The sequence below is a fragment of the Agrobacterium sp. LR_9 genome, assembly GCF_041954855.1.
In the GTDB taxonomy this organism is placed as follows: domain Bacteria; phylum Pseudomonadota; class Alphaproteobacteria; order Rhizobiales; family Rhizobiaceae; genus Agrobacterium; species Agrobacterium leguminum.
This window is the reverse complement of sequence record NZ_JAVAYA010000002.1, coordinates 59,383-84,894: the sequence shown is the minus strand read 5'-3', so window position 1 is coordinate 84,894 and position 25,512 is coordinate 59,383. Positions and strand designations below refer to the sequence as shown.

Below are 25,512 nucleotides of genomic sequence, written 5' to 3'. Positions count from 1 at the left end.
TAAACTGGCAGCATCCGGACCGACGGCGAGGCGCTTGGCCTGCTCCTGGTATCCGGTTCATGTGAAAACTGCTGCGACATCATTGGCCAGGCGGAACGACAATAATATATAGACCCCTTGGGATCCGATGAATTTGCTCTCCTCAGAGCGGCGGTGGCAGCGCCACCGGGTAGGTCTCCGGCCACGGCCGGAATTGATCGAGTTTCAGGATAAATGTAACGACGGCAGATGATTGCCCGATTTGCAGCGCCAGCGTCTTTTTCGATTGGCAGCCGGCGGGCATCTATCCCGTCAACACTTTTAACCCTCATCCGTGTTGTATGTTTTCTCTGTCATAATAGCAATAGGCTGGCTAAATATGCAATATTATTGGTGGAATTTCCGGGTTAACAATTGGTTCACCAAGGCCTGCGATTGTGGGGCGCAAACGCGCAAACTATCGTACGGCGTGGTCGAAACGGCACTGTTGCCGGCGTTTTTCCTCGCCCTTTATCGAAAATGACTGAAATACGGAATTTCTTGAAGACCATGAATTTCACGCGCAACGCAGCGATATTCGGTGGGAGAGGGCGGCTTGGCGCGCGAATCGCGCGGCTTGCGGCGGCTCTGGCATTTTCCGTCGTCGCCTCTGTTTTCGCCGCGCCGGCAGCCCATGCCGTGGAGCCGCTCGTCGTCCATCAGGCGCGGATCATCGGCGATGAGGCGCGCACGCGCATCGTTCTCGACTTCGCCGAAGAGCCGGAATTCGACGTTCACTATCTCGATTCGCCCGCCCGCATCGTTGTGGACTTTCCGGCGGTGAATTTCAGCTTTCCCGCATCCGACCTGAAGCCGACCGGTCTTTTTTCGGATATCCGTTTCGGCAGCATGGGGCAGAACAGCGCCCGCATCGTGCTGACGGCGAAAAAGCCGGTTCAGGTGGCGGTCGCCGAAACCAAAAAGACCGATAACGGCCAATCTTTCCATTTCGTGCTCGATACGGAAATCACCACCAAGGGCAAGTTCGCGGAACTGGTGAAGGATCAGCAGTGGCAGGCGCCGGCCCCGGTGACGACTGCCGCGATCACGCCGGATGACAAGACGTCGCGGCCAGCGGAATTCGTCATCGCTGTCGATGCCGGCCATGGCGGCATCGATGCGGGCGCCACCGGCGGCACCACCGGCACCGAGGAAAAGGTTATCACGCTGACTTTCGCCAAGGAACTTGCCGAGCGGCTGAACCGCGAGCCAGGCATCAAGGCTTTCCTGACGCGCGATTCCGATACCTTTCTCGCCTTGTCGGAACGGGTGACCATCGCGCGGCAGAACAATGCCAACCTCTTTATTTCCCTTCATGCGGATACGTTGAAGCAAAAGGGCATCCGGGGCGCGACCGTCTATACATTGTCGGACCGGGCATCGGACCGGCAGGCGCAGGAACTGGCGGAGCGCGAAAACAAGTCTGACCAGATCGCGGGCGTCGCTGCTTCCAGCGAGCCGCCGGAAGTGGCCGATATTCTTCTTGATTTCACCCGCCGTGAAACGCAGGCCTTTTCGGTGACGCTGGCTGAAAACATCGTCTCCTCCTTCGAGGGGCAGGTGGGGCTCATCAACAATCCGCACCGTTACGCCGGTTTCATGGTGCTGCGCGCCCACGATGTGCCGTCGGTGCTGCTGGAACTCGGTTTCCTCTCCAATCCGGAAGACGAAAAGCTGCTTCTCGATGGGGAATGGCGCAAGAAGGTGGCCGATACGCTGGCAACCGCCGTTGGGCGATACCGCGCCAAGGCCATGGCAAATGGCGGCTGAGAGGGCAGCCGGCGGAGCGGCAATGCTGTTGCCGCCCTGCAATTGACCGCCGAAAAGCTGTTCAATTCTTGGGTCTTGCGGACGATTACGAAGGCGAAGCCCTATTTTACTCACATTCGCCGCGTTACTCGGAAAGCGGATTCGGTGGCGATCCGCAAAGCGTCCGCAGCGCGATTGCGGGCCTACCGCCCGGTAACATATCAGCGAATGCTGCCGTATCCGGCTTGTCATCGAAGGTATGGTGTGCAAAACGGCACGCGATATGCAAGGATGCGCCCGTAAATCGTCGGGCGTTGATGGTTACGATTCGAATTATCGGTAGCTTGGTATGATCAGACTGATTGGATATTTTTTCGGCTTGGCCAGCGTGCTCTTCCTGTGCGCCGCCGCCGCCGGTGCGATTTATTTGCACGGCGTGACGAAGGACCTGCCGGATTACGCAGTTTTGAGCACCTATGAGCCGCCGGTGACGACCCGCGTGCATGCCGGCAACGGCGCGCTGATGGCGGAATATGCGCATGAAAAACGCCTGTTCCTGCCGATCCAGGCCATTCCCGACCGGGTGAAGGCTGCTTTCCTTTCGGCGGAAGACAAGAATTTCTACAACCATCCGGGTGTGGATGTCTTCGGCCTCGGCCGCGCGATTCTCGTCAATATCCAGAATTTTGGCTCCGGCCGCCGTCCGGTCGGCGCCTCCACCATCACCCAGCAGGTGGCGAAGAACTTTCTGCTCACCAACGACCAGACCATCGACCGCAAGCTCAAGGAAGCCATTCTGTCCTTCCGCATCGAGCAGACCTACTCCAAGGACAAGATTCTCGAGCTTTATCTCAACGAGATTTTCTTCGGCCTGAATTCCTACGGCATTGCCGGCGCGGCGCTCACCTATTTCAACAAATCGGTGACGGAACTGACGATTGCGGAAACCGCCTATCTCGCATCGCTACCGAAGGGTCCGGCCAACTACCATCCCATCCGCCGCGAAAAGGCGGCTCTTGAGCGTCGCGACTGGGTGATCGACCGCATGGCCGAAAATGGCTACATCACGGTCGCCGACGCCACGGACGCCAAAAAGCAGCCGCTTGGCGTCAATCTGCGTCGCGGTGGCGCGCATATCTTCGCGTCTGACTACTTCGCGGAGGAAGTCCGCCGCCAGATCGTCGAGAAATACGGCGAGGAAGCGCTTCTCGAAGGCGGGCTCTCGGTCCGCACCTCTTTCGATCCGCAGATCCAGATGGAAGCCCGCAAGGCGCTTCAGGACGGTCTGGTGCAATATGATGAGCGTCGCGGTTTCCGCGGACCCGTCGAAAAGATCGAGACTGCGGGGGACTGGACGGCGGCGCTCGCCAAGGTCAAGGGCCTGCGCGACGTTCCGGAATGGAAAGTCGCTGTGGTCCTCGCTGTCGCTGCCGATGGCGTCGACATCGGCGTGCAGCCGGATACGGAAACGGAAGATGGCGACAAGCGCACGCGCGGCCACATCTCCGCTGAAAACATGCGCTGGGCTTTCCGCGATGCGACCGGCAAGAAGGCGACCGCCAAGTCTCCGGTTGGCGTCCTCTCCGCCGGTGACGTGGTTTATGCGCAGCCGCTTTCCAATTCCGGTAACGAGTATCGCCTGCGCCAGCCGCCGAAAGTGCAGGGCGGCATGGTGGTGATGGACCCGCATACCGGCCGTGTTCTGGCCATGGTCGGCGGTTTCTCCTATGCGCAGTCGGAATTCAACCGCTCGACACAGGCGATGCGCCAGCCGGGCTCCTCCTTCAAGCCGTTCATCTACGCGGCGGCACTCGATAATGGCTATACGCCGGCGTCGGTCATTCTCGATGCGCCGATCGAGGTCGTTTCCGGCAATCAGGTCTGGAAGCCGCAGAATTACGGCGGCGGTTCCGCCGGCCCGTCGACCCTGCGTCTCGGTATCGAGAAATCCCGTAACCTCATGACGGTGCGTCTGGCGCAGGATATGGGCATGAATCTGGTTGCGGAATATGCCGAACGCTTCGGTATCTACGACAAGATGCCGCCGCTTCTGTCCATGTCGCTGGGTTCCGGTGAAACGACGGTGATGCGCATGGTCTCGGCCTATTCGGTCATCGCCAATGGCGGCAAGCAGATCAAGCCGACACTGATCGACCGTATTCAGGACCGCTACGGCAAGACGATCTTCCGGCATGAGGAGCGCGCCTGCGAAGGCTGCAACGCGACAAGCTGGCAGAACCAGGATGAGCCTGTCATCGTCGACAATCGCGAACAGGTTCTCGACCCGATGACCGCCTATCAGACGACCTCGATGCTGGAAGGCGTCGTGCAGCGCGGCACGGCGGCGGGCAAGATCAAGGTCGATCTGCCGGTTGCCGGCAAGACGGGCACGACCAACGATGAAAAGGATGCCTGGTTCGTCGGTTACACGCCGGACATGGTCGCCGGCCTCTATATCGGTTTCGATTCGCCGGCCCCTCTCGGCCGTGGCGGCACGGGCGGCTCGCTGTCGGCGCCGATATTCGGTGAGTTCATCTCCGATGCGGCCAAGCACATGGAGCCAAGCAAGTTCATCGTACCTGCCGGCATGAATTTCGTCGCCGTCAACCGCAAGACCGGCATGGCGGCGGTCGAGGGCGAGCCCGACACCATCATGGAAGCCTTCAAGCCCGGCACGGGTCCTGCTTCCACCTTCTCTGTCATCGGCGATGACGGATACATGTCGCAGGAAGACATTCTGAAGACGTCGCCGCAGGCGCAGCAGGCCATCACCGGCGGTGGCGGCGGTCTTTATTGATATCACTCCTGACGTTTGGCGGGGGCGCGGGTCTTTACATCCGCGCCCCCCGCATTTATTTGAGCAACGAGTTTCAATGAAGGTGAAGAACCAGCGAAATGCGCAATGAAATCGTGAACGTAGTCGACGAAATCAAGCAGGCCATAAGCCTGCTGAGGAGGCATCTTTGACTGGGACCAGGCGATAAGACGACTGGACTGGTTGAATAACAAGGCAGAGGACCCGACCCTCTGGAACGATGCCACTGAAGCCCAGAAGCTGATGCGCGAACGCCAGCAGCTGGACGACAGCATCAATGGCGTCAAGGCGCTGGAGCAGCAGCTCAAGGACAATATCGAGCTGATCGAACTCGGCGAGATGGAAGGCGATGACGAGATCGTCAAGGACGCCGAAGACGCATTGAAGGCGTTGAAGAGCGAGGCGAACCGCCGTCAGGTGGAAGCCATGCTTTCAGGCGAAGCCGATACCAACGATACCTATCTCGAAGTGCATTCGGGTGCCGGCGGCACCGAAAGCCAGGACTGGGCGAACATGCTTCTGCGCATGTATACCCGCTGGGCCGACCGCGAAGGTTTCAAGGTCGAGGTGCTCGAAGTTCACGACGGCGAAGAAGCCGGCATCAAGTCCGCGACGATCCTCGTCAAGGGCCACAATGCCTTCGGCTGGCTGAAGACGGAATCGGGCGTGCATCGCCTCGTTCGTATTTCGCCTTATGACAGCAATGCGCGTCGCCACACATCTTTCTCTTCCGTCTGGGTTTACCCCGTCGTCGACGATTCGATCCAGATCGACATCAACGAGAGCGATTGTCGCATCGATACCTATCGTTCGTCCGGCGCAGGCGGCCAGCACGTCAACACCACCGACTCGGCCGTGCGTATCACGCATATTCCGACCGGTATTGCCGTTGCCTGCCAGCAGGAGCGTTCCCAGCACAAGAACCGCGCCAAGGCGTGGGACATGCTGCGCGCCCGCCTCTACGAGGTGGAGCTGCAGAAGCGGGAAGAGGCGGCCAATGCGCAGGCTGCATCCAAGACCGATATCGGCTGGGGCCACCAGATCCGTTCCTACGTTCTGCAGCCCTATCAGCTGGTCAAGGACCTGCGCACCGGCGTGGAAAGCACCGCACCCAGCAACGTGCTGGACGGCGATCTGAACGAGTTCATGGAAGCGGCCCTCGCGCATCGCATCAGCGGCGGCGCGGATGTGGAAGTCGCGGATATCGACTGACGCGCCAAGTGCGTCGATTGAAAAAGATTACCCCTCGCAAACCCATTGCGAGGGGTTTTTCGTTGGAGGACAAGCATGAAACAGGCGCTCTATATCGTTGACGTCCAGCCAAGCTTCAATCCGCCGGCTGCGCTGGTGGCGGAAATATCCGCTCTCGCCCTGACAATGCCCAGCATCGCCAGTGTCGAGCGCCATGATGAAAGCGTAACACCCTTTGAGGGGCAACTCGGCTGGAAACCGGGCAGGGACGACGAGTCGCTTGTTGCGGCAGATCGCATATTCGTCAAACACGGTTATGCGCCACCCCGGGAGGTCATCGACCATCTTCTGTCGCTGAAACTCGACAGGGTGCTGGTCTGCGGCATTCAGGCCGATACCTGCGTGCTGGCCGCCGGTTTTGCCCTCTTCGATGCGGGGCTGCATCCCACGCTGTTGCCGTGGCTTACGGTGGGCTCCAGTCTCGACCGCAGCGGTGAACTCGGTGCGAGATTGTGGAAACATCATTTCGGTGCGGTTCTTGTCGGGCCGGAGGCGCTGCAAGCGTAACCTTGCCCGAGCCGCGCATCTGGCCGATCAGTTGGACGCTTTCTCGATCTTCATCTCGCCCAGCTCATCGATCAGGATCGTCCAGCTTTCCGCTTCCTTGGCTATCGGGTCCGTCTTCAGGTAGACGGTCACGAACAGGCCGGGCGAGGCGGGTGCGCCATTCGAGCTTTCGGGGCGAATATCCGTGACATAGGACTTCATCTGGCTGAATTCTTCCAGCTCGATATTTTCCAGGAGATTCGGCCCATCGGCGGTAAAGACGATTCGCTGCAGGTAGATTTTCGCCGTGCCGTCGCCCTGGCGGATGGCGATGACCTTGTAATAGCCGCGCGTGGGCGAGGCAGGCGGCGGCCGCAACTGCCCGTCGGGGCCTTTCACCGGCTCAAGATTGCGATCTTCCCACATGCCGCTGCTGACGACGAAGATTGCCGAAACCGGCAGCGTGTCAATCGCTTCCGTCTGCGCCCGCGCGGGAAGCACGGCGGCGGCGAAAAGAAAGGCAGCGAGGATAGGTCTTGTCAGTTGCATGGCCATTGTCGATTGTGGGCGTCAATTGTTGAACTGTTCCGCGAGAACCCGGTCCGACCATGAACGATCCGGATCCGAGAGAATTCTGGCCGTCCTGTCCTGCGATTGTGCGATCCGAACGTGACGAACGGATTTCACCTCGGTGTGGTCGGCCACCGCATTCACCGGGCGCTTGTCGCGTTCGAGAACATGAATATCGACCGTTACCTTATTCGGCAAAAGCGCGCCGCGCCAGCGTCGCGGCCGGAAAGCGCTGACCGGGGTGAGCGCAAGCAGCGGCGATTCCAGCGGCAGGATGGGTCCATGGGCGGAGAAATTGTAGGCTGTCGACCCTGCCGGGGTTGCCACCATCATGCCGTCGCAGATCAATTCTTCCAGCCGCACCTTGCCGTCCACCTCCACACGAAGCTTGGCGGCCTGATGCGACTGGCGAAACAGGCTGACCTCGTTCATGGCAAGTGCCGTGAATTCGTCGCCGTCGGAATCCGTCGTCGTCATGCGCAGGGGATGGAAATCGTTGCCGCTCGCCACCGCGATGCGCTCCAGCAGGCCGTCCACCCGGTAGTCATTCATCAGGAAGCCGACGGACCCCCGGTTCATGCCATAGACCCGCTTGCCGGAATTCATCGTCTCGTTGAGAATCTGCAGCATGAAGCCGTCGCCGCCGAGCGCGACGATCACCTCCGCCTCTTCGAACGGTGTATCGCCGTAAATGCCTTTCAGCTCTTTCAGCGCCGTCTGCGCCTCCTCGGTTGCCGAGGCGACGAAGGACAGTGAATAGGTAGAATGCGACATCCGCTTCCCTCGACAACGCGCAGACCGGAAACCGTCCACGCAAGGCGCTGTAACCCGTTGAAGCGGCTCGAAATCTTTAAACCTCGACAGGGAGGTCGATAACAAGCCGCCAGACGCACCCTTGGTACATGAAGACGACGGCTGGCGACAAGGCCTTTCGAAGACGCAGGCGTTCCCTGATGGCGGACCGCACCGCTCCGGTCCACAGCTTCTTGATTTGCACCCGCCGACAAGGGTTGCGATGCGGAACGGCCTGATGCAGTTTGCCAAAGCAGTCGGAATGACGAGTGGCAGGAGACGGATGTGGCGCTGAACTACGATATCTACGATGTCTTTACCGAGACGAAAATGGCGGGAAACCCGCTGGCCGTCATGTATGACGCCGATGATCTTCCCCAGGCCACGATGCAGGCGATCGCGCGGGAGATGAATCTCTCCGAGACGGTTTTCGTCAACAGGTCCAGCAATCCGGCCCATGCGGCTTCGCTGCGCATCTTCACGCCATCGGGTGAACTGCCCTTCGCAGGCCATCCGACAGTTGGCGCGGCGGTCGCCATCGCCGAGCGAAATCGCGGCGAGGGCGATGACGATATCGATATGGTCTGCGTGCTGGAAGAGCAGGTGGGTCCGGTGCGTTGCGCGGTGAAGATGCGTGCCGGCGCGGTCAGCTTCGCGGAATTCGACCTGCCGCGCAAATCGTCCCGCGTGGAATTACCGCTCGATCACACCGCGCTTGCCGATGCATTGGGCGTCAGCGAGGCGCATCTTGGCTTTGAAAACCATGTGCCGTCGATCTGGACGGCCGGGGTACCGTTCCTCATCGTACCGTTGCACAATATCGCCGCCATCAGGGACATGGATTTCGATGCCAATCTGTGGCTGCGCACCGCCCCTCTGGTCGAAGGACGCCTGACGGCGGCCTATATCTACTGTCGCGGCGGCGTCAATCACGCTGCGAAGTTCCACGCCCGCATGTTCTCTCCAGATATGGGCATTTCAGAAGACCCCGCCACCGGCTCCGCCGCGGCCGCCCTTTCCGGCGCCATCCACCATTTCGATGGCCTGACCGATGGCCATTATCCTCTGCTGATCGAGCAGGGCGTGGAGATGGAACGACCGTCCCATATCCACCTGCGTATGGACGTCAAGGACGGCGAAATCGCCCGCGCCCGCATCGGCGGCCACGCGGTGCGCGTTGCTTCGGGCACGTTCGAGATTTGATTTCAGCGTCACCCGCTCAGTTCGCTGTCTTCGAGGAGCGATGAAACAGCGAGCAGAGCCAAAAGAAAAACCCCGGTCTTGACCGGGGTTTTGTCATTTCAGCGTCACTCGGCTCAGTTGAACCGGCCCGCCGCATGGGCAAGCATCGTATAGACCTTGCCGGTATCGGAGGTGAGGTAGGACTGTGTCACGGTCCGGTCGCGGTCGGTGCGGGCCACGTCGGCAAGCAGCTTCTCAAAATCGGTGATGTAGCGGTCCACGGCGGTGCGGAATTCCGCTTCCCGCTCATATTTGCGCTTGATTTCGTCGAAGGTGGTCTGACCCTTCAGCGTATAGAGGCGACGGGTGAAGACGTCGCGCTCGCCGCGCTGGTAGCGCCGCCACAACTCCACGGAGGCGTCGTGATCGATGGCGCGGGCGATGTCGACCGAAAGCGAGTTCAGCGATTCCACCATGTGGCGCGGATTGCGGGTGTCGGCCGCACGGGTCGGCTGCTGTTCCGCGCCGGCGCGTGGTGCGGATGCCGCTGGCGTTTCCTGCGATGCGCCGCGCAGCAAATCGCTGATCCAGCCGCCGCCTTCTTCGCGGCGTCCGGCCGGAGCACCCGGCTGAGCCGGGGCAGGCGCCTGACGGTTCTCGACCTGACGGTTCTCAAGCGGCAGGGTACCGCGCAATGCGGCCGGTGCGGGAGCAGGCTGCGGCTGGGCCGGGCGCTGCTGCTGAACCGGAGCTGCCGGCTGCGGACGTGTCTCGACACGGCGCTCGGCCGCCGGCTGGGTTGCGGCGATGGCGCGGGCGACCGGTTCGGAGACTTCCATCTGGTGGGTCGAACGACCAACGAGCTGGGAAATATCCTGCAGGGCCTTGATCTGTTCGGAAACGGCGCGACGCATGGCGGCAGCGCTTTCCTTGGCTTCTTCCGGCAGGTCGAACGCGCCGCGCTTCAATTCCGCACGGGTCGCATCCAGTTCGCGGCGGATATCGTGGCTCGAGCGGCGGATTTCGTCCGTCGCGCCGGCGAATCGGCTGACGGCTTCTTCCACGGCCTGACGCAGCGTCTCTTTGAGGCTGGCTGCGGCGGCATTCGATTTTTCCGAGGCGCTGACGAGAAGATTGTCGACTTCCGAAAGTGAGGATTCGACACCGCCACGCAGGCGATTGACCAGCTCGTCGGAATATTTCTGCGCGTCGGACAGCGTGCTTTCAATCGAGCGGCTGGCATCCTGACCGGCCGACAGCAGGGCGCCCCGCATGGTCTGTGCCGCAGAGCGGGCGCGCTGTTCGGTCTCATCAAGCGAACGGCCGATATCGGAGAAGGAGGCCTGCAGATTGTCGCGCAGATTGCCGGCGACGTTCTGCGAGCGCTCCTCGGCCTCGTTGAGCGTGGTTTCCACCACGCCGATGACGTTGCGCATGGCGCTTTCGATTTCCTCGGAACGCTTGACGAGGCCGACCGACAGGCTGCGCAGCGCGTCCTGGCGCTCTTCCAGCGTGCCGACGAGGCTCGACTGTGCGGCATTGAGGAGCTCGGAAGCCTGGCTCAGCACCTTCGAATGTTCCTCGAAACGGCCGACGATGCCGGCAACCTGCGCCAGCGTCTGGCCGGAAATATTCGACAGGCGGTCGATCTTTCCTTCGAGCAGACGGCTGGAGCTGGACACCATGTCGGCGGCCTGCGAGGCGGATTCGGAGAAGCGCGTCGCCGAGGCGTTCAATGCCTCGTCTGCCGCGCCGAAGCCCTGTGCGGCGCGCTCGACAGCGGAGTTGAAGTTGGTTGCCGACTGTTCGACGATCTCCGCCATGCTGTTATGGGTCTGCGACAGCATATCCGTGCTCTGGCGGGTGGCGGCCACCAGCTTGTTGGCCGCATCGCTGCCGGCGCGGGCATATTTTTCGATGCCCTGTTCGACGGCGTCCGCCATGGCCGTATGCGTTTCGGACAGCATGTCGGTGCTCTGGCGGGTGGCGGCGACGAGCTTGCTTGCCGCATCCGTTCCGGCAGCGGCATAATCGCTGATCGCCTGTTCCACCATGCCGACCATGCCGCTGTTGCTCTGCGACAGAAGGTCCGCGCTCTGCTGGGCTGCGGAAACGATCTTTTCGGCGGCTTCGCGGCCGATGGTGGCGTATTCGTCGACGACAGGCTTGGCTTTCTCCTCGATCAGGCGCGAAAGCTCGGCGGAGCGGCTGGCCAGCATCGAGTTGAGTTCGCGGGTGCGGTTGTCCAGCGCCGAGCGAATGGATTCACCGCGGGCGTCGAGAGCGGATTCGACACTGGTGAGTGTCTCGGAAATGACGCCGACCTGAGAGCGAACGACGGCTTCAGCCTCGGCAACCTTGTTGACGATGATGTTGCCGGCCTCGGAGAAGGTCTGGGCGACGGCGGCGGCCTGACCGGAGAGACGGGTCTGCGCATCCGAAATGCGGTTGACGATCTCGCCGGAGCGTTCCTCGATGGCCTTGGTGAAGGCCTCGTTCTGCGCCTGCACCTGTTCGGCGAATTCCGAACCGGACTTGGCGAGAAGGGAGGTGGAGCGCACGGCTTCTTCGCCGATGCTCTGGGTGGCGGAGGTAACCGCGCCGCGCAGGCTGACGGCGAGATCGCTCGCCTTGCCTTCAATGGTGCGGTTGACGTTTTCAAGACCGATGGTCAACGCCCGGTCCATGGTGCCGAGGCGTTCATCGATACGGGCCGTGCCGGTATCGAAGGTTTCTGCCAGACGGTTGGTCCGGTTTTCGAACGTGTCTGCGACACGCGTGGTCTGTTCGTCCAGAATGCCCGTGATACGCTCGGCCGCCTCGTCGCTGGCGCGGGCGAACACGGCCGTCTTGTCTTCCAGCGCTTCGGCAAAGCGGCGGCCGGCGTCCTCGATCGAGGTGTTCACATTGGCCAGATCGCCGCCGACGCGTGCCTGCAACGTATCGAGCGAGGTCTCGATACGGGCGCCGGTCTCGTCGAGACGGGTGGTGACATTGCCGATGGAGGTCTCGATTTTCGAGGACAGGGCATCCGTCGCACCGCCGATTTCGCGGGCAGCTTCGCCGATCTTGACGGCGATGTCGCCGGCGCTGTTGCGCAGGCGCTCTTCCAGCGTCTGCGCACTGCCGTCGATCGCCTTCTGCAGCGCTTCCTGCTGGGTTTCGAGAGAGAGTTCGAGCATGCTGGCGCTGGAGGCGACCGTGGTGCCGATCATCATCGCCTGTTCGGAGAGCATGTCGCCCATCTGGGTCGTGGCGGAGCTGAGCGTCGCGGCAAGATCAGCCTGGCGCTGATCGAGCGCGGTGCGAATATCCTCATGCGATTGCGACAGATTGCTTTCGAGGCGTGAAACACCTTCTTCCACCGTCTGGGCAAAACGGGTGCTGCCGTCTTCAACGACGCTTTCGATGCGGTTGGCCGCACCCGAGACGCTCTGCTCGATCAGGCCGCTATTGCGCTCCAGCGATCCGGCAATGCGTTCCGCCTGCGAACCGAGCATGGTTTCGAGCCGCTCATGGCCGCTGGCAAGTGCGTTTTCAAGCGTGAATGCGGTGGCTTCGAGACGCTGGCCGACGCCGGCCGCCGCAAGCGAAAGCGACGATGCTCTGGCATCCATAGCCTCGGCAATACGGTCCTCGACGCCGGAAATCGCCATGTCGAGCGCCATGGTGCGGCTGTCGAGCGCGTCTGCGATGCGCTCCTCCGCACCGGAGACTATGCCCGAGAGGGCCGCAGTACGGCTGTCGAGCGCGCTGGCAATGCGGTCTTCGACACCGGAAACGGCATTCTGCAGCGCTGTGGTGCGACCGTCGAGAATATCGGCGATCTTTTCCTCGACACCGGAGAAGCTCATATCGAGCGCCATGGTGCGGCTGTCGAGCACATCGGTGATCCGCTCTTCCGCGCCGGAAACGACGGTCTTCAGCGACTCGGTTCGGCTGTCGAGCGCCCCGGCAATACGGGTCTCGGCGCCGGCCACCAGTTCGCCAAGGGCTGCGGTGCGGGTGTCGAGCGCTTCTGTGATTTTTTCTTCCGCGCCGGAGAATGCCATGTCGAGCGCCATGGTACGGCTGTCGAGCGCATCGGCGATGCGTTCTTCAGCACCGGAGACAACGGCGTTGAGGGCTGCGGTGCGGCCATCCAGCGTTTCCGCGATGCGGGTTTCAGCACCGGCGACCACGTCTCCGAGGGTGGCCGTGCGGCTGTCGAGCGCGCCGGCAATCTTTTCCTCAGCACTTGCGACAATGCCGGTGAGGGCAGAGGTGCGGTTGTCGAGCGTCTCGGAAAGTCTTTCCTCGACATTGGCAAAGGTCATGTCGAGCGACAGTGTGCGGCTGTCCATCGTGTCGGCGATGCGTTCCTCGACGCCGGAAATGGCGCTGGAAAGCGCGGCCGTGCGGCCATCAAGCGTATCGGCGATACGGCTCTCCGCGCCGGAGACGACGTCATGCAGGGCAGCGGTACGGCTTTCCAGCGTGTCGGAAATGCGGTCCTCGATGCCGGAAACCGCGCCGGTGATGGCTGCTGCCCGGGTTTCGAGCGTTTCGGCAAGACGGCGCTCGACATCGGCGACGACGCTGTTGATTGCGGCGGCACGTTCGTCGAGCATGGCGGCGAGACGTTCGGCCGTGCCGGAGACGGAGCCGGTAATCGCCATCGAACGGCTGGCGAGTGCTTCGTCGAAACGGTTCTGGCTGGCCGAAAGCGCGCCGAACAGGGCATTGCTGCGTTCGGCCAGCACGGCGTCGATCTTCTCGTGCGAACTGGTGAAGGCATCGGTGATTTCGGCGGTACGCTGGCCGATTGCGTCGCTGAAGGCCTGTGTCCGGCTTTCAAGGGCGCTTTCCAGCATTTCCTGACCCGTGCCGAGCGCAGTTGCGAGCGCCAGCGATTGATCGGTCATGGTGGTGCCGATGCGCTCCAGACCGGCGCTCAGCATGGTGTCGAGCGCTTCGGAGCCGCCGGCAACGGTTTCGTTGATGCGGGCGAGGCTTTCCATCAGCTTGCTGTCGAGGCTGCCGGCGCGCTGGTCGAAGGCGCTGGCGAACTGCGCGACATGCTCGTCGAAGGCGGAGTTGACCTGGCCGACCGTCGCCTGCATGCGCTCTTCGTAGAGGCCGGAGCGAAGGTCGAGATCCATGATCGCATCGTCCGCCGTGCTCTGCAGGCTCTGGCGGAAGGAGAGACCCTTTTCTTCAAGCGTCGTGGACAGCTTGTCGAGAACGGTATCCAGCGAACCGCCGATGATCTGCTGGCCGCGGTCGATATTGCGGTTGAGTTCGAGCGTGCGCGTGGACAGCGTCTCGTTGAGCTGGCGGGTACGCTCTTCAAGCGCGCTGTTGAGGCTTTCCGCACCGCTATCCAGCGTCGAGGCATGGATTGCGAAACGCTCGAGCAGGACTTCACCGCGCTCATCCAGCGTCGAGGTGAGGTTGTGCAGTCGCATGTCGAATTCGTTGGACAGCGTCGCGCCGGAGGAATTCAGCGCCTGAAGCAGATTTTCGGTCTTGGCGGCGATCAGGCTGCCCATCGCTTCGGTCGAGGCGCGCGATTTTTCCAAAAGCGCGGCCGAGCGGGTGTCGATCATCGAAGCGAAGGCCTCGCCAGTCGTGGCGATCCGCATCGAAAGCTCTTCACCGACGATGGAAAGCTCTTCCTTGATCTGTTCCTGCGCGCCGACGATGGAGGAGCGGATACGCTCGGCGTGATTGACGATGGCGTCTCGCTCGGCGGTCAGTTCCTGCACGAGGCTGCGCACGCGCAGTTCGTTGTCGGCATAGCTGCGCTCAAGCGCGTTGACCTCGGAATGCACGAGGGTTTCGAGTTCCGTCGCGCGGGCGATCGTGCGCTCGATACCGTCATTCATGGCCGAGACTTCACGGCGAACCGCCTGGCCGACGGACATGATGCGGTCGGACGCGACCGTTTCCGGCTCGGCAAGGCGAAGGGCGACTTCGGCCATGGAGCGGGCGGCGTTGCGCAGATCGCGGGCGCGCGCCATCATGATCGCAAAGGCGAAGAACAGCATGATGGGAATGAGGATGCCAACGACGATAGCCATCAGGCCGGGGATCGCGGTGAGATCGGCCAGCGAAGCGATGTTCCACAGCGCGTTGCCATAAAGAAGATGTGCGATGCCAAGACCGCCGAGCGCCCAGATGACCGACATGATCGTGGCGTTGCGCAGCGCGCCGCCGATGGAGCCGCCTTCCAGCGATTTCAGGATCATGGCCGGGCTGCGCTTGGAGCCGTCATTGGCCGCTTCGAGATTGGGCGATCTGGGCGTCTGTTCGGCAGGCGCGCGGGCGGCCTCGGGAGCAGGGGTCGGTCTGCTTGCTTCCTTCAATCTGGCCTCCGGCTGCTTCGGCGCTGCAGTTTTCCGCGTCTCCGGCTTTTCTTCGAAAGCGCCAAGCTGCAGGGCGTCTTCCAACGCCTGAAATGCAGTCTCGTCGACAGAGTCGCTGATCTTGTTATTCGCCATGCGGTTACGCCTCGTTACACATACGCCCGGCTTCATGCCGTTGACCACTTGCGTTCCGCAAGCGGACTGCCGCCATCATGCCAGCGGAACATTATCCCTTGAAGAGAGAACAATTCCGCCATTTACCAAATCCCGAATTGCTGGTGGTCCAGCTTTCGGGCGAAATTACATCACTGTGCCGCAATAACAAAGCTTGAGCTTAAGCCTCGTGGGAACGGCAGTACTGTAGTGACACATTTAGGTGTTCGAAACAATTAATGCGGATTTGCGGCGGTGGCGAAGTGTCGGCTTTTTAACAGTTTTTAAACCTGAGTTTCACGCTGAACGCCTTGTTTCGCATAAGTTTAACATAAATTAACCATAGCAGAAGATTTTCGCCTGCGTCACGCCGTAATTTAAGCCGATAGCAGCGGCCCGGATGCGTGAATACGACACAGATGTGACACGAAACAGGAAACGGCGAGACAGGAATTTCAGCCATGGCAGCGGTCAGTATTGCTTTCGAAGCTCCCGACAATTGCGGCGGTGCGCCCGCCGCCGGTAAAAAACCGATCGATTTCGATCATCTCGCCCGGCAGACGATGGGCGACAAGGATCTGGAGATCGAAGTGCTGCAACTCTTCAGCCGCAACGCCCGCGCCGCCCTGCATGAAATGGCAGGCGCCGACGACAAGGCTGTCATGGCGACGGCCCATCGTTTGAAGGGGTCTGCGCAGGCCGTCGGCGCCTCGGCCGTTTCCGCGGCCGCAGCCGTGGTGGAAGTCAAGGGCAATGACAGCGCGGCGATAGCAAAACTCGCGGCGACCATCGTCGAGGCCGAAAATTTCATCCTCAAGCTCTGCCGCTGAGGCGCAACATATCAAATTTGGCATTTTGCAAGGCCGGTTGCATCTGTGCGCCCTTGAAGCGGGTTGCCAAGGCGGACCGGCCTTTCTATGTGTTTAGAACAGTTCTTAGATCACATTTTGGATTTCCGGCATGACAAAACTGACCATCGTTGCCTTTGATGGCACGCCCCATGAACTCGACGTGAGCAACGGCTCCACCGTCATGGAGAATGCGGTGCGCAACTCCATTCCCGGCATCGATGCCGAATGCGGCGGCGCCTGCGCCTGTGCGACCTGTCATGTCTATGTCGACGACGCCTGGGCCGAGCGCGTCGGCGGCCCGGAACCGATGGAAGAAGATATGCTGGACTTCGCCTTTGACGTGCGCCCCACCTCGCGCCTTTCCTGTCAGATCAAGATGAACGACGAGCTCGATGGTCTCGTCGTTCATGTTCCCGAACGTCAGGGCTGACATCTTTCGTCATCGCTGAACGCAGAAAAAGCCCCGCTCACCTGGTAGCGGGGAGCGGGGCGAGGCGGGTACGCAGCATGCAGGCGAGGGAGGAAACACCTGCGAGCCCTCAAGTGCGCACCGGGAGAACCGGAGACGGCTGGAGCCCTCAAGCCGCTTGGCCGAATGGTCCGATACCGTACGAAGAACGTACAATGAGTCTTGGCGATGGCACCATCACGAGAATTCACGGGTGATATCGGGCATGACGTAGCGTCATGTCCGCGCTTGATGTTAAGGGAATGAGATGGGGTGTAAGACCGCTCAGCGGCGGTTCTGGCCCTGCTCGAGCCGGTTCTTCAAAAGCCGTGTCATGCGGGCATCGAAATTTTTCGATTCCACCACATCGAAGCGCATCTGATCGCGGTCGTGCTCGTCCATCACCGTCTGGGTGATCTTGCCGACCATTTCCTGCAGCGTCTCGCAGCTTTTCTGCGGGCGAAGCGACGTCAGCTGTCTTTCGAGCGAGCGGGCGTGGGTGCGGGCGATTTCCGCGTGGCGCTCCTCGTGGCGCTTGATATCGGCAAGCAGCGTATCCCAGATGAACGCCAATTCCGCCGTGGTGCGGCGGCGGTTTTTCCATTGCGGCAGAAGGATGCGGGTATTCAACACCACCTTGGCCGTTCCGACGCTGCAAAGGCCGTTTTTCTCGACATAGGTGAGCTCGCCGCCGAATTTGATTTCCGTGGCGCCTGGATGGCGCGCGCCGGTATTGCGCGTCAGCGGGCCGTGCCTGGAAAGCTGCTGGTCGAGGTCGGCGGCGGTTTTGCCGCTGATCGAAAAATAGGAATAGGTCTTGCGGACGATGGTTTCGGAAAAAGCCGATCCGGGTAGAGAAAGTGCCACCGCGACCGCTAAAGCGGCGCAAAGAGCACGTGATGATTTGGTCATGACCCGGCCTTCCGGTTGAACTTGAAAAAGGTTTGCTGCATAGGCGGAGCGGAACTTATAAGAATTGGCATAACACTCCGTTATTCCCGAAAGGCGCGTGTTACGTGATAACAGCCGGCAGCAACGCGTGGCAAGCGGCCCATGGCCGCTCCCTGAAACTTGATGGGCGTGGCCTTATTATGGCCATCGTCAATGCAACGCCCGATTCCTTTTCCGATGGCGGCCGTTATCTCGCCGTCGATGCGGCTTTTTCCCATGCGCTGACCTGCGTGGAGGAAGGCGCTGACATCATTGATATCGGCGGCGAATCCACCCGGCCGGGAGCGGCCGCGGTAACGGAAGCCGAAGAACAGGACCGGGTGCTGCCCGTCATCGAAAAATTGCGCCGCGAGACGGATGTGCTGATTTCCGTCGACACCTATCGCTCCTCGACAGCGCGGCTGGCGGTCGGGGCGGGCGCACATATCGTCAATGATGTCTTCGGCCTGCAGAAGGACGCGGGAATGGCCGGTGTGGTCGCCGCCACCCGCGCCGGCGTATGCATCATGCATACCGGCCGCGACCGGCAGAAGCTTGCGGATGTCATCGCCGACCAGTTCGAATTTCTCAATCGCTCGCTGGAGATCGCCGAGGATGCGGGTATTGCCCGCGACGCCGTCGTGCTCGATCCCGGTTTCGGTTTCGCCAAGGACGAGAGCGAAAATGTCGCGCTCATGGCGCGTTTCGGCGAACTTGCCGCCTTCGGCCTGCCGGTTCTGGCCGGTACGTCGCGCAAGCGTTTCATCGGGTCGCTGACGGGCCGGGATGCGGCCCATGAACGGGATATCGGAACGGCTGCGACAACCGCGATACTGCGGCTTGCCGGCGCTTCGATTTTTCGCGTGCACAATGTCGCCGCGACCCGCGATGCGCTGGCAATCGCCGATGCGGTTCTTGCCAAAACGTCGGCAAAGGCCGATGCGTAAGTCAACGAGTGCCCGAATGCCGTGTCCGGAATGTGGCGCGGCTTTCTGGCGAAACAGTCCTGCCATGGAGGCGATGCGATGAGCCGCTATACCATCATCCTGAAAAACTGTTCCTTTTTCGCCCGTCATGGCCTTCTCGAACAGGAGGAGGTGCTGGGCCAGCGCTTTTTCGTCGATGCCGAGATGGAAGTCGAGGCGGGTGATGCGCTGGAAACCGACGATATCGAAAACACCGTCGATTATGGCGTGGCTTTCGCCGTCATCGAAAAAATCGTCGTCGGCCAGCGCCGTTATCTCATTGAGGCGCTGGCGAACGACATCGCCAAGGCGCTTCGCGCCCGTTATCCGCAGATCGTCTGGCTCAGGATAACGGTACGCAAACCCTCGGCGCCGGTTCCGGGCATTCTCGATTATGCGCAGGTGAGCGTTGAACACCGTGCCTGAAAAGATGACCGTCGCCGCCTTGGGGCTCGGAGGCAATATCGGCGATCCCGCAGCCGCCATGGCGAGGGCTCTGCGCGAGCTCGATGCGCATGGTGACTGCCGCCTGCTGGCCGTGTCCGGCCTTTACCGCACGCCGCCTTGGGGCAAGACGGATCAGGCGGATTTTTTCAATTGCTGCGCCTTGGTCGAAACCTCGCTTTCAGCGCCTGGGCTGCTGCAATTATGCCTCGACATCGAAAAGGGTATGAAGCGGGTGCGCACGGAGCGCTGGGGGCCGCGCACCATCGATATCGATGTGCTGACCTATGGGAATGAATCTCTCGTAGCGGAAAGCATCGAAGTGCCGCATCCGCGCATGACGGAGCGCGCTTTCGTGTTGATGCCGCTTGCCGATATCGCACCCGACCTTGAGGTAAAAGGCAAGCCCGTGCGGGAATGGCTTCAGCAGGCGGACAAGACGGGCATTGTCAGCGCAAACGAAAATCGGGAGTGGTGGACACTCCCGCTTGGCGATGGCTGAGAAGAGTATGGCTTTTACGGCTTGATCGAACCGACGGCGAGCTGGTCGATATCGCGCGCCAGCGTCACGCCGATGACCGGGATCATCTGGTCGGCGACCTTGACCGAAATGGTAATGTTCATCGAATTGTCGTTCGAGACGCGGGCGACCATTGCACCGTTGAGCTTGGCGCGGTTGATGCCGACGACGACCTTGTCGCCGCTGACCTGTCCGGAGGTGATGTCCAGCCCCTTGCCTTCAGCACCGTCGAGGAATTTGCCCTCGTAAGAGTTGCCCTTCTGGCTGATGACGGCCGACATGGGCTGGCTGAAGACGCCGACGCGGCAGGTGCCGCCGAGCTTGATGCCGGTCTGCTTGTCGTCGAGCGGCTCGCCGGTCAGATCGCAGGTGAACTTCGTGCCCTTGTATTTGCCAGCGACGATTTCGCCCGGGCCTTTCCACACACCGGCCACGGAGCGGAAGAACACGTCGTCGCGATCGCGCGATGCGGCATGGACGTCAGACATGCCGAAACCGCCGCTGACGGACAATATGGCGGCAAGCCCGCCCACAAGCGAAAAGAAGCGCGAATACATGATACTTTCCCCGGCGAAGATGCCTGTTCGATAGGCTGCAATCTACCGGCGGAATGGTTAATGCTTGGTTTATTTTGCTCTCATTTGCGGCTTCGTTCGTAACCTTTTGAACCGCCCAAGCCCGGGCAATCAGGCTTTTTCACCGGTTTTTCCACCGCTTAAATCGGGTGTGAGATCGGACATGAAATCGCCGATCCCCGGCCGCTTCACCGCCCGGAACGGCAGCGGACGGCACAGATCCATCGCGGCAATGCCGATTCGCGCCGTCATCAGGCCGTTGATGACGCCTTCGCCGAGTCGCGCCGAGAGTTTCGAGGCAAGACCGTGGCCGAGAACCTGCTGGGCGAGCCCGTCGCCAACGGCGATCGAGCCCGTGACGGCAAGATGGGCGACGACATCGCGCAGCAGCTTCAGCATGCCGAGTGTGCCGGGACGGCCGCCATAAAGCTCCGCCATGGCGCGCACCAGCCGCGTCACTTCAAACAGCACATAAGCGAGATCGACCACCGCGCGCGGGCTGACGGCGGTGACGACGGAGACGCGCTTGGACGAATTGAGAATGAGGGCGCGGGCCTGCCTGTCGAGCGGAACGAGCAACTCACGTTCGGCAAGCTCGATCAGATGCGGGCCGTCGATCACATCGTTTTCCGTTTCCTTCAGCGCCGCACGCCCCTTGGCCGTTTCGGCCCTGTGGGAGAGAACGGCATTCAGGCGGGTGACGATGGCGCGTGCGGGTTTCGGGCTCTTGTCGAGGCTCGCCGTCTCGGCATCGGCCTTCAAGGATTGCACGGCGTTAAGCCGCATGATGCCGAAGACTTCCCGGCCGACGAGAACGAGAACGGCGAAAAGCGCCACAATAAGAGCGATAGTGGCCGTGTAACCCAGCCAGTCGGAACGGGAAAACAGGTTGCGGATGAGCTGATCCGCCCAGAGCCCGAAGGCGAGCGAGAACAGGACGCCAAGCGCGCCGAGCGCAAGTTTGCCGAAGGAGAAGCGGCTTTTCTTCGGAGACGCCACCGGCAGCGCGGCGGCATCGATCTCCTCAGGCGCCAGAAACGGATCGTCCTCGTCGGGCGTCAGCGAAATCTCGGCGTCGAAGCTGCGCGGCGCGCGTTTCTGCGCCGTCGACGGCCGTGCCGTCTCCTCGGTCTCGAGCGTGAAAGCTGCCGGGCGGCGTGTCTGCGGATCGGTGGGTGTGGGAAGCTTCATGCGAGCTTGTCTCCGAACAGGAACTGCATGGCGCGGTCGAGCCTGATATGGGGAACGGAAAGGCGGATGCCGCCGCTGCCCGGCTCGTCTATATTCGGCGGGCGGAAGCGCACGACATTGACGTCCGGCAGCGACGCCTTGTCGCCATCCCTGTCGATGCTGCGGAAAAGCGGTTCCGGATCCTCGGGCAGATCGCCGGGAAAGATCGCCGTCTTGCGATTGCCGTCGAAGGTCTCGCCATTGATGGTTTCACCGGCCATGGGCGTGCCGACGATAACGGGCAGCTCGTGGCCATCCTGTCGCACGCTCGCCTCTCTGGTGGCGCGCACGGAAGCGAGCGCCATGACCTCGATGCCGGCGCCATTCATGCCGATGGTGGTGATGGCGCGGTCCACCAGACGGCGGGTCAGGCGCTCCAGCCGGTCGTGGCTTTCGTGGTGCAGGTGATCGGCCTTGGTGGCGGCGATCAGCACCTTGTCGATACGCCGGCCGATCAGCGAGGACAGCAGACTGTTGGTGCCGGGGCGGAAACAGGCAAGCACATCGCCCAGCGCCCGCTCCAGATCCTGCACGGCTTCGGGGCCGCGATTGACCGCCTGCAACGTGTCGATCAGAACGATCTGCCGGTCAAGGCGGGCGAAATGCTCGCGGAAGAAGGGTTTGACCACAATCGACTTGTAGGCGTCATAGCGCCGTTCCATCATGGCGCGCAGCGAGCCTTTCGGCGCTTTCTCGTCCGTCAGGCCGGGAAGCGGTGCGAAGGTCAGCGCGGGCGATCCTTCCAGATCGCCGGGCATCAGAAAGCGGCCGGGCGGCAGGGTGGAAAGCGATCTTTCATCGGATTTACAGGCCTTCAGATAGGCTGCGAAACTTTCGGCCAGACGTCGAGCCGTCATCTCCTCGGCCGGTGCGTTGATGTCGAGCGAAGAGGCGATCGCCAGCCATTCCTGCGCCAGTTCGGCGCGGATGCCGCTTCCGGCAAGGGCGACGGTCGCGTCGCTGAACTGTTTATAGTCCTGCGACAGAAGCGGCAGGTCGAGCAGCCATTCGCCGGGATAATCGACGATATCGATGGAAAGCTTGCCGGCCGAAAACCATCGGCCCCAGCCGCTGGCGCTCTGATAATCCAGCGTTATCCTGAGTTCCGAGATCGCCCGTGTCGAATCCGGCCACAGCCGGTCGCGTACCACCGCCTGAATATGATCCTCATATTGAAAACGCGGAATGGCGTCATCCGGCTGCGGCTCCAGCCGCACATTCGAGACACGTCCGGACCGCATCGCCTCGAACAGCGGCAGCCGGCCGCCGTTCAGGAGATTGTGGACGAGGGAAGAGATGAAAACCGTCTTGCCCGCCCGCGAAAGGCCGGTGACGCCAAGCCGCAATGTCGGGTGGGTGAGGTTGCTCGCACGGTCGGCCAGATTATCGAATGCGATAAGCGCGCTGTCTGTCAGGGACGTAAGAGAAGGCGGCAATGGCAGTTTCCTGGCTGTGTTTAACGGTCACGGCTGCAATATAGGAAGGTATGGCTGCCCAAAAAAGAAGCGCTCCAGCGGATTTTCAGCAGGGCGGCTTTGCAAAATTCGTAGGAAGGGCCGCAGCGATTATTTGCCCGGCGCGAGAAAATCGACCAGCCGCCAGCTGTTTTTACCGTTTGCGGCGCTGTCATCATGGTCGAGAACCGCAAGGCCCGATGTCGGAAAACCCGAGGGCAGGGCGGCATGCAGCAAATCCTCACCGATCATCGCTTCCAGCGTCGCCTCCATGGTGGGGTTGTGGCCCACCAGCATCACCGATTGCGCCTGCGCCTGCGCGGCGATGAGGGAGAGATAGGTTTCGCTGCGCGCATTATACATTTCATCGACGTAGAAGATGTCTATGCCTTCGTTGAAGGCACGCTGCCAGGCCTGCGTGGTCTGCCGGCAACGCGCAGCCGTGGATGACAGAAGCAGATCGGGGCGGTAATGCCGGTCGGCGGCAAGGTCGGCGATGACCTCCGCCTCGGCAAAACCCGCTTCGTTCAATCCCCGGTCGAAATCCCGTTCTCCCGGCGCCGCCCAGGCGGCCTTGGCGTGGCGCAGAAGATAAACTCGGCTCGGGGAAGATGCTGTCAAGGGCGGGGACCGGCGTTCGAATGTCAGGGCACGGGTTGAATGCTATAGGATAGGGTTGCAGGACCGCAAGTCCTCTTTCCTGTTGGTAAGTCGCGTTGAAGTGATTGAAGAAGAGTTCGCTTCAATACGAATAAAGGATAAAAATTAGTCATTTAGATGATTTTTGTGTCAGTTTTAAAAATGCCTGAAAACTGATCTGCAGACTTGAATCGGCCACTATCATTGGAGTATACACCGCCGCATTGAGATGTTCTTCGAGGAGAATCGCGTTGAGTGAGAAGATCGATCTTAGCAAATATGTGCTCTCGGAAGACGATGAGTTCATGAATGCCAGCCAGCGGGCTTACTTCCGCGCGAAGCTGGTCGCCTGGAAAAATGACATCCTGAGAGAAGCGCGCGAGACCCTCGGACATCTCGCCGAAGAAAGCGCCAACCACCCCGATCTCGCCGATCGGGCTTCTTCCGAAACGGACCGGGCGATCGAACTTCGCGCCCGCGACCGTCAGCGCAAGCTGATTTCCAAGATCGATGCGGCTCTTCAGCGGATCGAAGACGGCACTTACGGTTACTGTGAGGAAACGGGCGAGCCTATCGGCCTCAAGCGTCTGGACGCCCGCCCGATTGCAACGCTTTCCATCGAGGCGCAGGAGCGCCACGAGCGTCGCGAAAAAGTCTATCGCGACGAGTAAGGCGCTGCGGCCGAGAGGTCGGCAAATCGCATGACAAATAATAAGGGCACGGAAATCGTTTCCGTGCCCTTATTCTATTTCGAATTTCTTGTCGGAAGACCCGCGCGCGTCAGCGGTCTCGGGTCACGGAAAGCTCTCCGAAAATACGCGCCATTTCCTTCTGCATGTCTCCATCCGGTGAAGCGCCGGTGACAGGCGGGGAAGCTGGCTGCGGCTTGATCTGCTTTTCCGCGACAGGGGCGATGGACGGTTCGTTATCCGCCTCCTTGCTCTTGGCGATCTCCGCCTCAAGGAAGCTTTCGAAATCACTGGCGAGCTCGTCGGAAAATTTCGGCTCGGCGTCGTTCGAAGCCACAGCCGGATTTTCAGGCTTGGGCGGGAAAGGTGCGGGCGGCGTTGTTTGTCCCGGCTTCAGGTCGGGAAGGACGCGCTCCCGTGCGGCGTCGAGAAAATCGGCGGCGATGGATTGGTCGATCACCGGCTCGCGCGCGGCAAAGACCGGCGGAGCGAATTCCGCAGTCCGTTCTTCCGCCTTTGCCTCTATGGGCGCCTGTGCAGGGATCGGCGGTGCGACCGGTGCCGGAGCTGGCACGACGGGCTCGGCACGCCTGGGTTCCGTTCGCGCCGCCGCCATGTCGAGCGATGCCGCCGCCAGGGGCAAGACCGCAGCGACCGGAGCCGCTGCAACCGGTATTGGCGGCGGCGTGGGGCGCGCTATCTCCCGCTCGGGTGCCGCCTGTCTTGCCGGCGGCGCGGTTTCGCGCGCCGTAGAAGGCGTGGGTACGGGTTGCGGCGGGGTCGATGGGCGTGGCGGAACCTGAGCGGCGGCCGCCGCAACGGGTGCTGGACGCGGGGACGCCACAGGTGCCGGCGGCTCCGGCCGCTGTGCTTGCTTGACGGGTTCTTCAGGCACGGAAACGGGAGCCGCAGCTGCAACGGGCTGCTGTTGCGGCAGGGCGGGGCGACGTTCCTGCTGGATCCCCGGCTCGGCTCGCTTCTGCTCGCTTTCCTGGCGCGGCAGCGCCTTCAATTCCGGCTCCTGCACGTCCCTGACAATCGGGATCGCGCCTATACCGCTTTCGATGACGATATCCGTCGGACCGCCGATCATGACGAGATGCTCGACATTGTCACGGCGCACCAGCACCAGACGGCGGCGTGCGTCCACGGCCGTTGCATCGAGAACCTGCAGGCGCGGCTGCCGGTTGCGCCCGCCGCGGATGAAAGGGGCAGAACCGCTGCGCCTGCGCAGAAGCCACAGCGCAATCGCCAGAACAAGCAGGGCCACACCCACACCGACGACGGCGACGATGAGACGGTTTCCATAAGCGCCGATAAAATCTTCCATCATGGAGATCATCCCTTCAGATTTTTTGGCTTTTTCGTTTCTTGGGCAATTAATATTGCCGTGGTTCTTATAAA

General features: G+C 61.4%; 20 protein-coding genes. 11 read left to right on the top strand and 9 right to left on the bottom strand.

The window, feature by feature from the left end; genetic code table 11:
- The first annotated feature begins 528 nt into the window (after positions 1-528).
- The 4 genes from RAC79_RS02770 to RAC79_RS02755 all read left to right on the top strand — a co-directional run bounded on the left by RAC79_RS02770 (position 529) and on the right by RAC79_RS02755 (position 6,340).
- Positions 529-1,788 (top strand): N-acetylmuramoyl-L-alanine amidase, encoded by a 1,260-nt coding sequence (locus RAC79_RS02770; RefSeq protein WP_174039124.1) that lies wholly within the window; start codon positions 529-531, stop codon positions 1,786-1,788.
- A gap of 328 nt (positions 1,789-2,116) precedes the next feature.
- Positions 2,117-4,564 (top strand): penicillin-binding protein 1A, encoded by a 2,448-nt coding sequence (locus RAC79_RS02765; protein ID WP_065653947.1) that lies wholly within the window; start codon positions 2,117-2,119, stop codon positions 4,562-4,564.
- A 98-nt stretch (positions 4,565-4,662) separates the two neighbouring features.
- A protein-coding gene (gene prfB / locus RAC79_RS02760) for a peptide chain release factor 2 (RefSeq protein WP_173999815.1) occupies positions 4,663-5,794 on the top strand; the annotation gives its coding sequence in 2 pieces (ribosomal slippage) (positions 4,663-4,731 and positions 4,733-5,794; 1,131 coding nt in all).
- Between the two features lie 75 nt (positions 5,795-5,869).
- Positions 5,870-6,340 carry a cysteine hydrolase family protein gene (locus RAC79_RS02755; RefSeq protein ID WP_174039091.1) on the top strand — a complete coding sequence of 157 codons (471 nt, stop codon included), beginning with the start codon at positions 5,870-5,872 and terminating at the stop codon, positions 6,338-6,340.
- A gap of 27 nt (positions 6,341-6,367) precedes the next feature.
- Here RAC79_RS02755 and RAC79_RS02750 read toward each other — a convergent pair whose 3' ends face one another.
- Both RAC79_RS02750 and RAC79_RS02745 read right to left on the bottom strand, forming a co-directional pair.
- Positions 6,368-6,868 (bottom strand): hypothetical protein, encoded by a 501-nt coding sequence (locus tag RAC79_RS02750; RefSeq protein ID WP_080857006.1) that lies wholly within the window; start codon positions 6,866-6,868, stop codon positions 6,368-6,370.
- Between the two features lie 21 nt (positions 6,869-6,889).
- Positions 6,890-7,663 (bottom strand): NAD kinase, encoded by a 774-nt coding sequence (locus RAC79_RS02745; protein WP_020810264.1) that lies wholly within the window; start codon positions 7,661-7,663, stop codon positions 6,890-6,892.
- A gap of 303 nt (positions 7,664-7,966) precedes the next feature.
- Here RAC79_RS02745 and RAC79_RS02740 point away from each other — a divergent pair, with 303 nt between their 5' ends.
- On the top strand, positions 7,967-8,884 hold the full coding sequence (locus RAC79_RS02740) for a PhzF family phenazine biosynthesis protein (protein WP_065653944.1): 918 nt from the start codon (positions 7,967-7,969) through the stop codon (positions 8,882-8,884).
- 113 nt (positions 8,885-8,997) lie between these two features.
- Here the strand turns inward: RAC79_RS02740 and RAC79_RS02735 are convergent, their stop codons facing one another.
- On the bottom strand, positions 8,998-15,345 hold the full coding sequence (locus RAC79_RS02735) for a hypothetical protein (RefSeq protein ID WP_174039093.1): 6,348 nt from the start codon (positions 15,343-15,345) through the stop codon (positions 8,998-9,000).
- A 479-nt stretch (positions 15,346-15,824) separates the two neighbouring features.
- On the opposite strand from RAC79_RS02735, the gene RAC79_RS02730 reads away from it, so the two are divergent.
- Positions 15,825-16,193 (top strand): Hpt domain-containing protein, encoded by a 369-nt coding sequence (locus tag RAC79_RS02730; RefSeq protein ID WP_142845801.1) that lies wholly within the window; start codon positions 15,825-15,827, stop codon positions 16,191-16,193.
- Between the two features lie 130 nt (positions 16,194-16,323).
- Positions 16,324-16,644, top strand: coding sequence for a 2Fe-2S iron-sulfur cluster-binding protein (locus RAC79_RS02725; RefSeq protein ID WP_003502527.1), 321 nt, complete (start codon positions 16,324-16,326; stop codon positions 16,642-16,644).
- A 303-nt stretch (positions 16,645-16,947) separates the two neighbouring features.
- On the opposite strand, the gene RAC79_RS02720 is transcribed toward RAC79_RS02725, so the two are convergent.
- A complete protein-coding gene (locus RAC79_RS02720; RefSeq protein WP_174039094.1) occupies positions 16,948-17,574 on the bottom strand; it encodes a DUF922 domain-containing Zn-dependent protease in 627 nt (208 codons plus the stop codon).
- A 179-nt stretch (positions 17,575-17,753) separates the two neighbouring features.
- On the opposite strand from RAC79_RS02720, the gene folP reads away from it, so the two are divergent.
- From folP to folK, 3 genes are all read left to right on the top strand, one after another.
- Positions 17,754-18,539, top strand: a complete 786-nt coding sequence (gene folP / locus RAC79_RS02715) for a dihydropteroate synthase (protein ID WP_174039095.1) — start codon at positions 17,754-17,756, stop codon at positions 18,537-18,539.
- Between the two features lie 78 nt (positions 18,540-18,617).
- Positions 18,618-18,983 (top strand): dihydroneopterin aldolase, encoded by a 366-nt coding sequence (folB, locus tag RAC79_RS02710; protein ID WP_003502532.1) that lies wholly within the window; start codon positions 18,618-18,620, stop codon positions 18,981-18,983.
- A gap of 4 nt (positions 18,984-18,987) precedes the next feature.
- Entirely contained in the window at positions 18,988-19,503 is a 516-nt protein-coding gene (gene folK, locus RAC79_RS02705) for a 2-amino-4-hydroxy-6-hydroxymethyldihydropteridine diphosphokinase (RefSeq protein WP_174035955.1), read from the top strand.
- 14 nt (positions 19,504-19,517) lie between these two features.
- On the opposite strand, the gene RAC79_RS02700 is transcribed toward folK, so the two are convergent.
- From RAC79_RS02700 to RAC79_RS02685, 4 genes are all read right to left on the bottom strand, one after another.
- Entirely contained in the window at positions 19,518-20,078 is a 561-nt protein-coding gene (locus RAC79_RS02700; RefSeq protein ID WP_003521427.1) for a hypothetical protein, read from the bottom strand.
- Positions 20,079-20,207: 129 nt separating this feature from the next.
- Complete coding sequence (locus RAC79_RS02695; RefSeq protein ID WP_174039096.1) at positions 20,208-21,287, bottom strand: YcjF family protein; 1,080 nt, start codon at positions 21,285-21,287, stop codon at positions 20,208-20,210.
- A complete protein-coding gene (locus RAC79_RS02690; protein WP_174039097.1) occupies positions 21,284-22,762 on the bottom strand; it encodes a YcjX family protein in 1,479 nt (492 codons plus the stop codon). Before RAC79_RS02690 ends, RAC79_RS02695 begins: the two co-directional genes overlap by 4 nt.
- A 129-nt stretch (positions 22,763-22,891) precedes the next feature.
- Positions 22,892-23,368: a histidine phosphatase family protein gene (locus RAC79_RS02685; protein WP_059753198.1), complete on the bottom strand. Its 477-nt coding sequence runs from the start codon at positions 23,366-23,368 to the stop codon at positions 22,892-22,894.
- A gap of 302 nt (positions 23,369-23,670) precedes the next feature.
- Here RAC79_RS02685 and dksA point away from each other — a divergent pair, with 302 nt between their 5' ends.
- Entirely contained in the window at positions 23,671-24,090 is a 420-nt protein-coding gene (gene dksA / locus RAC79_RS02680; protein ID WP_003496274.1) for an RNA polymerase-binding protein DksA, read from the top strand.
- A gap of 109 nt (positions 24,091-24,199) precedes the next feature.
- On the opposite strand, the gene RAC79_RS02675 is transcribed toward dksA, so the two are convergent.
- A complete protein-coding gene (locus RAC79_RS02675; protein WP_174039098.1) occupies positions 24,200-25,450 on the bottom strand; it encodes a flagellar biosynthetic protein FliO in 1,251 nt (416 codons plus the stop codon).
- Positions 25,451-25,512: the final 62 nt, after the last annotated feature.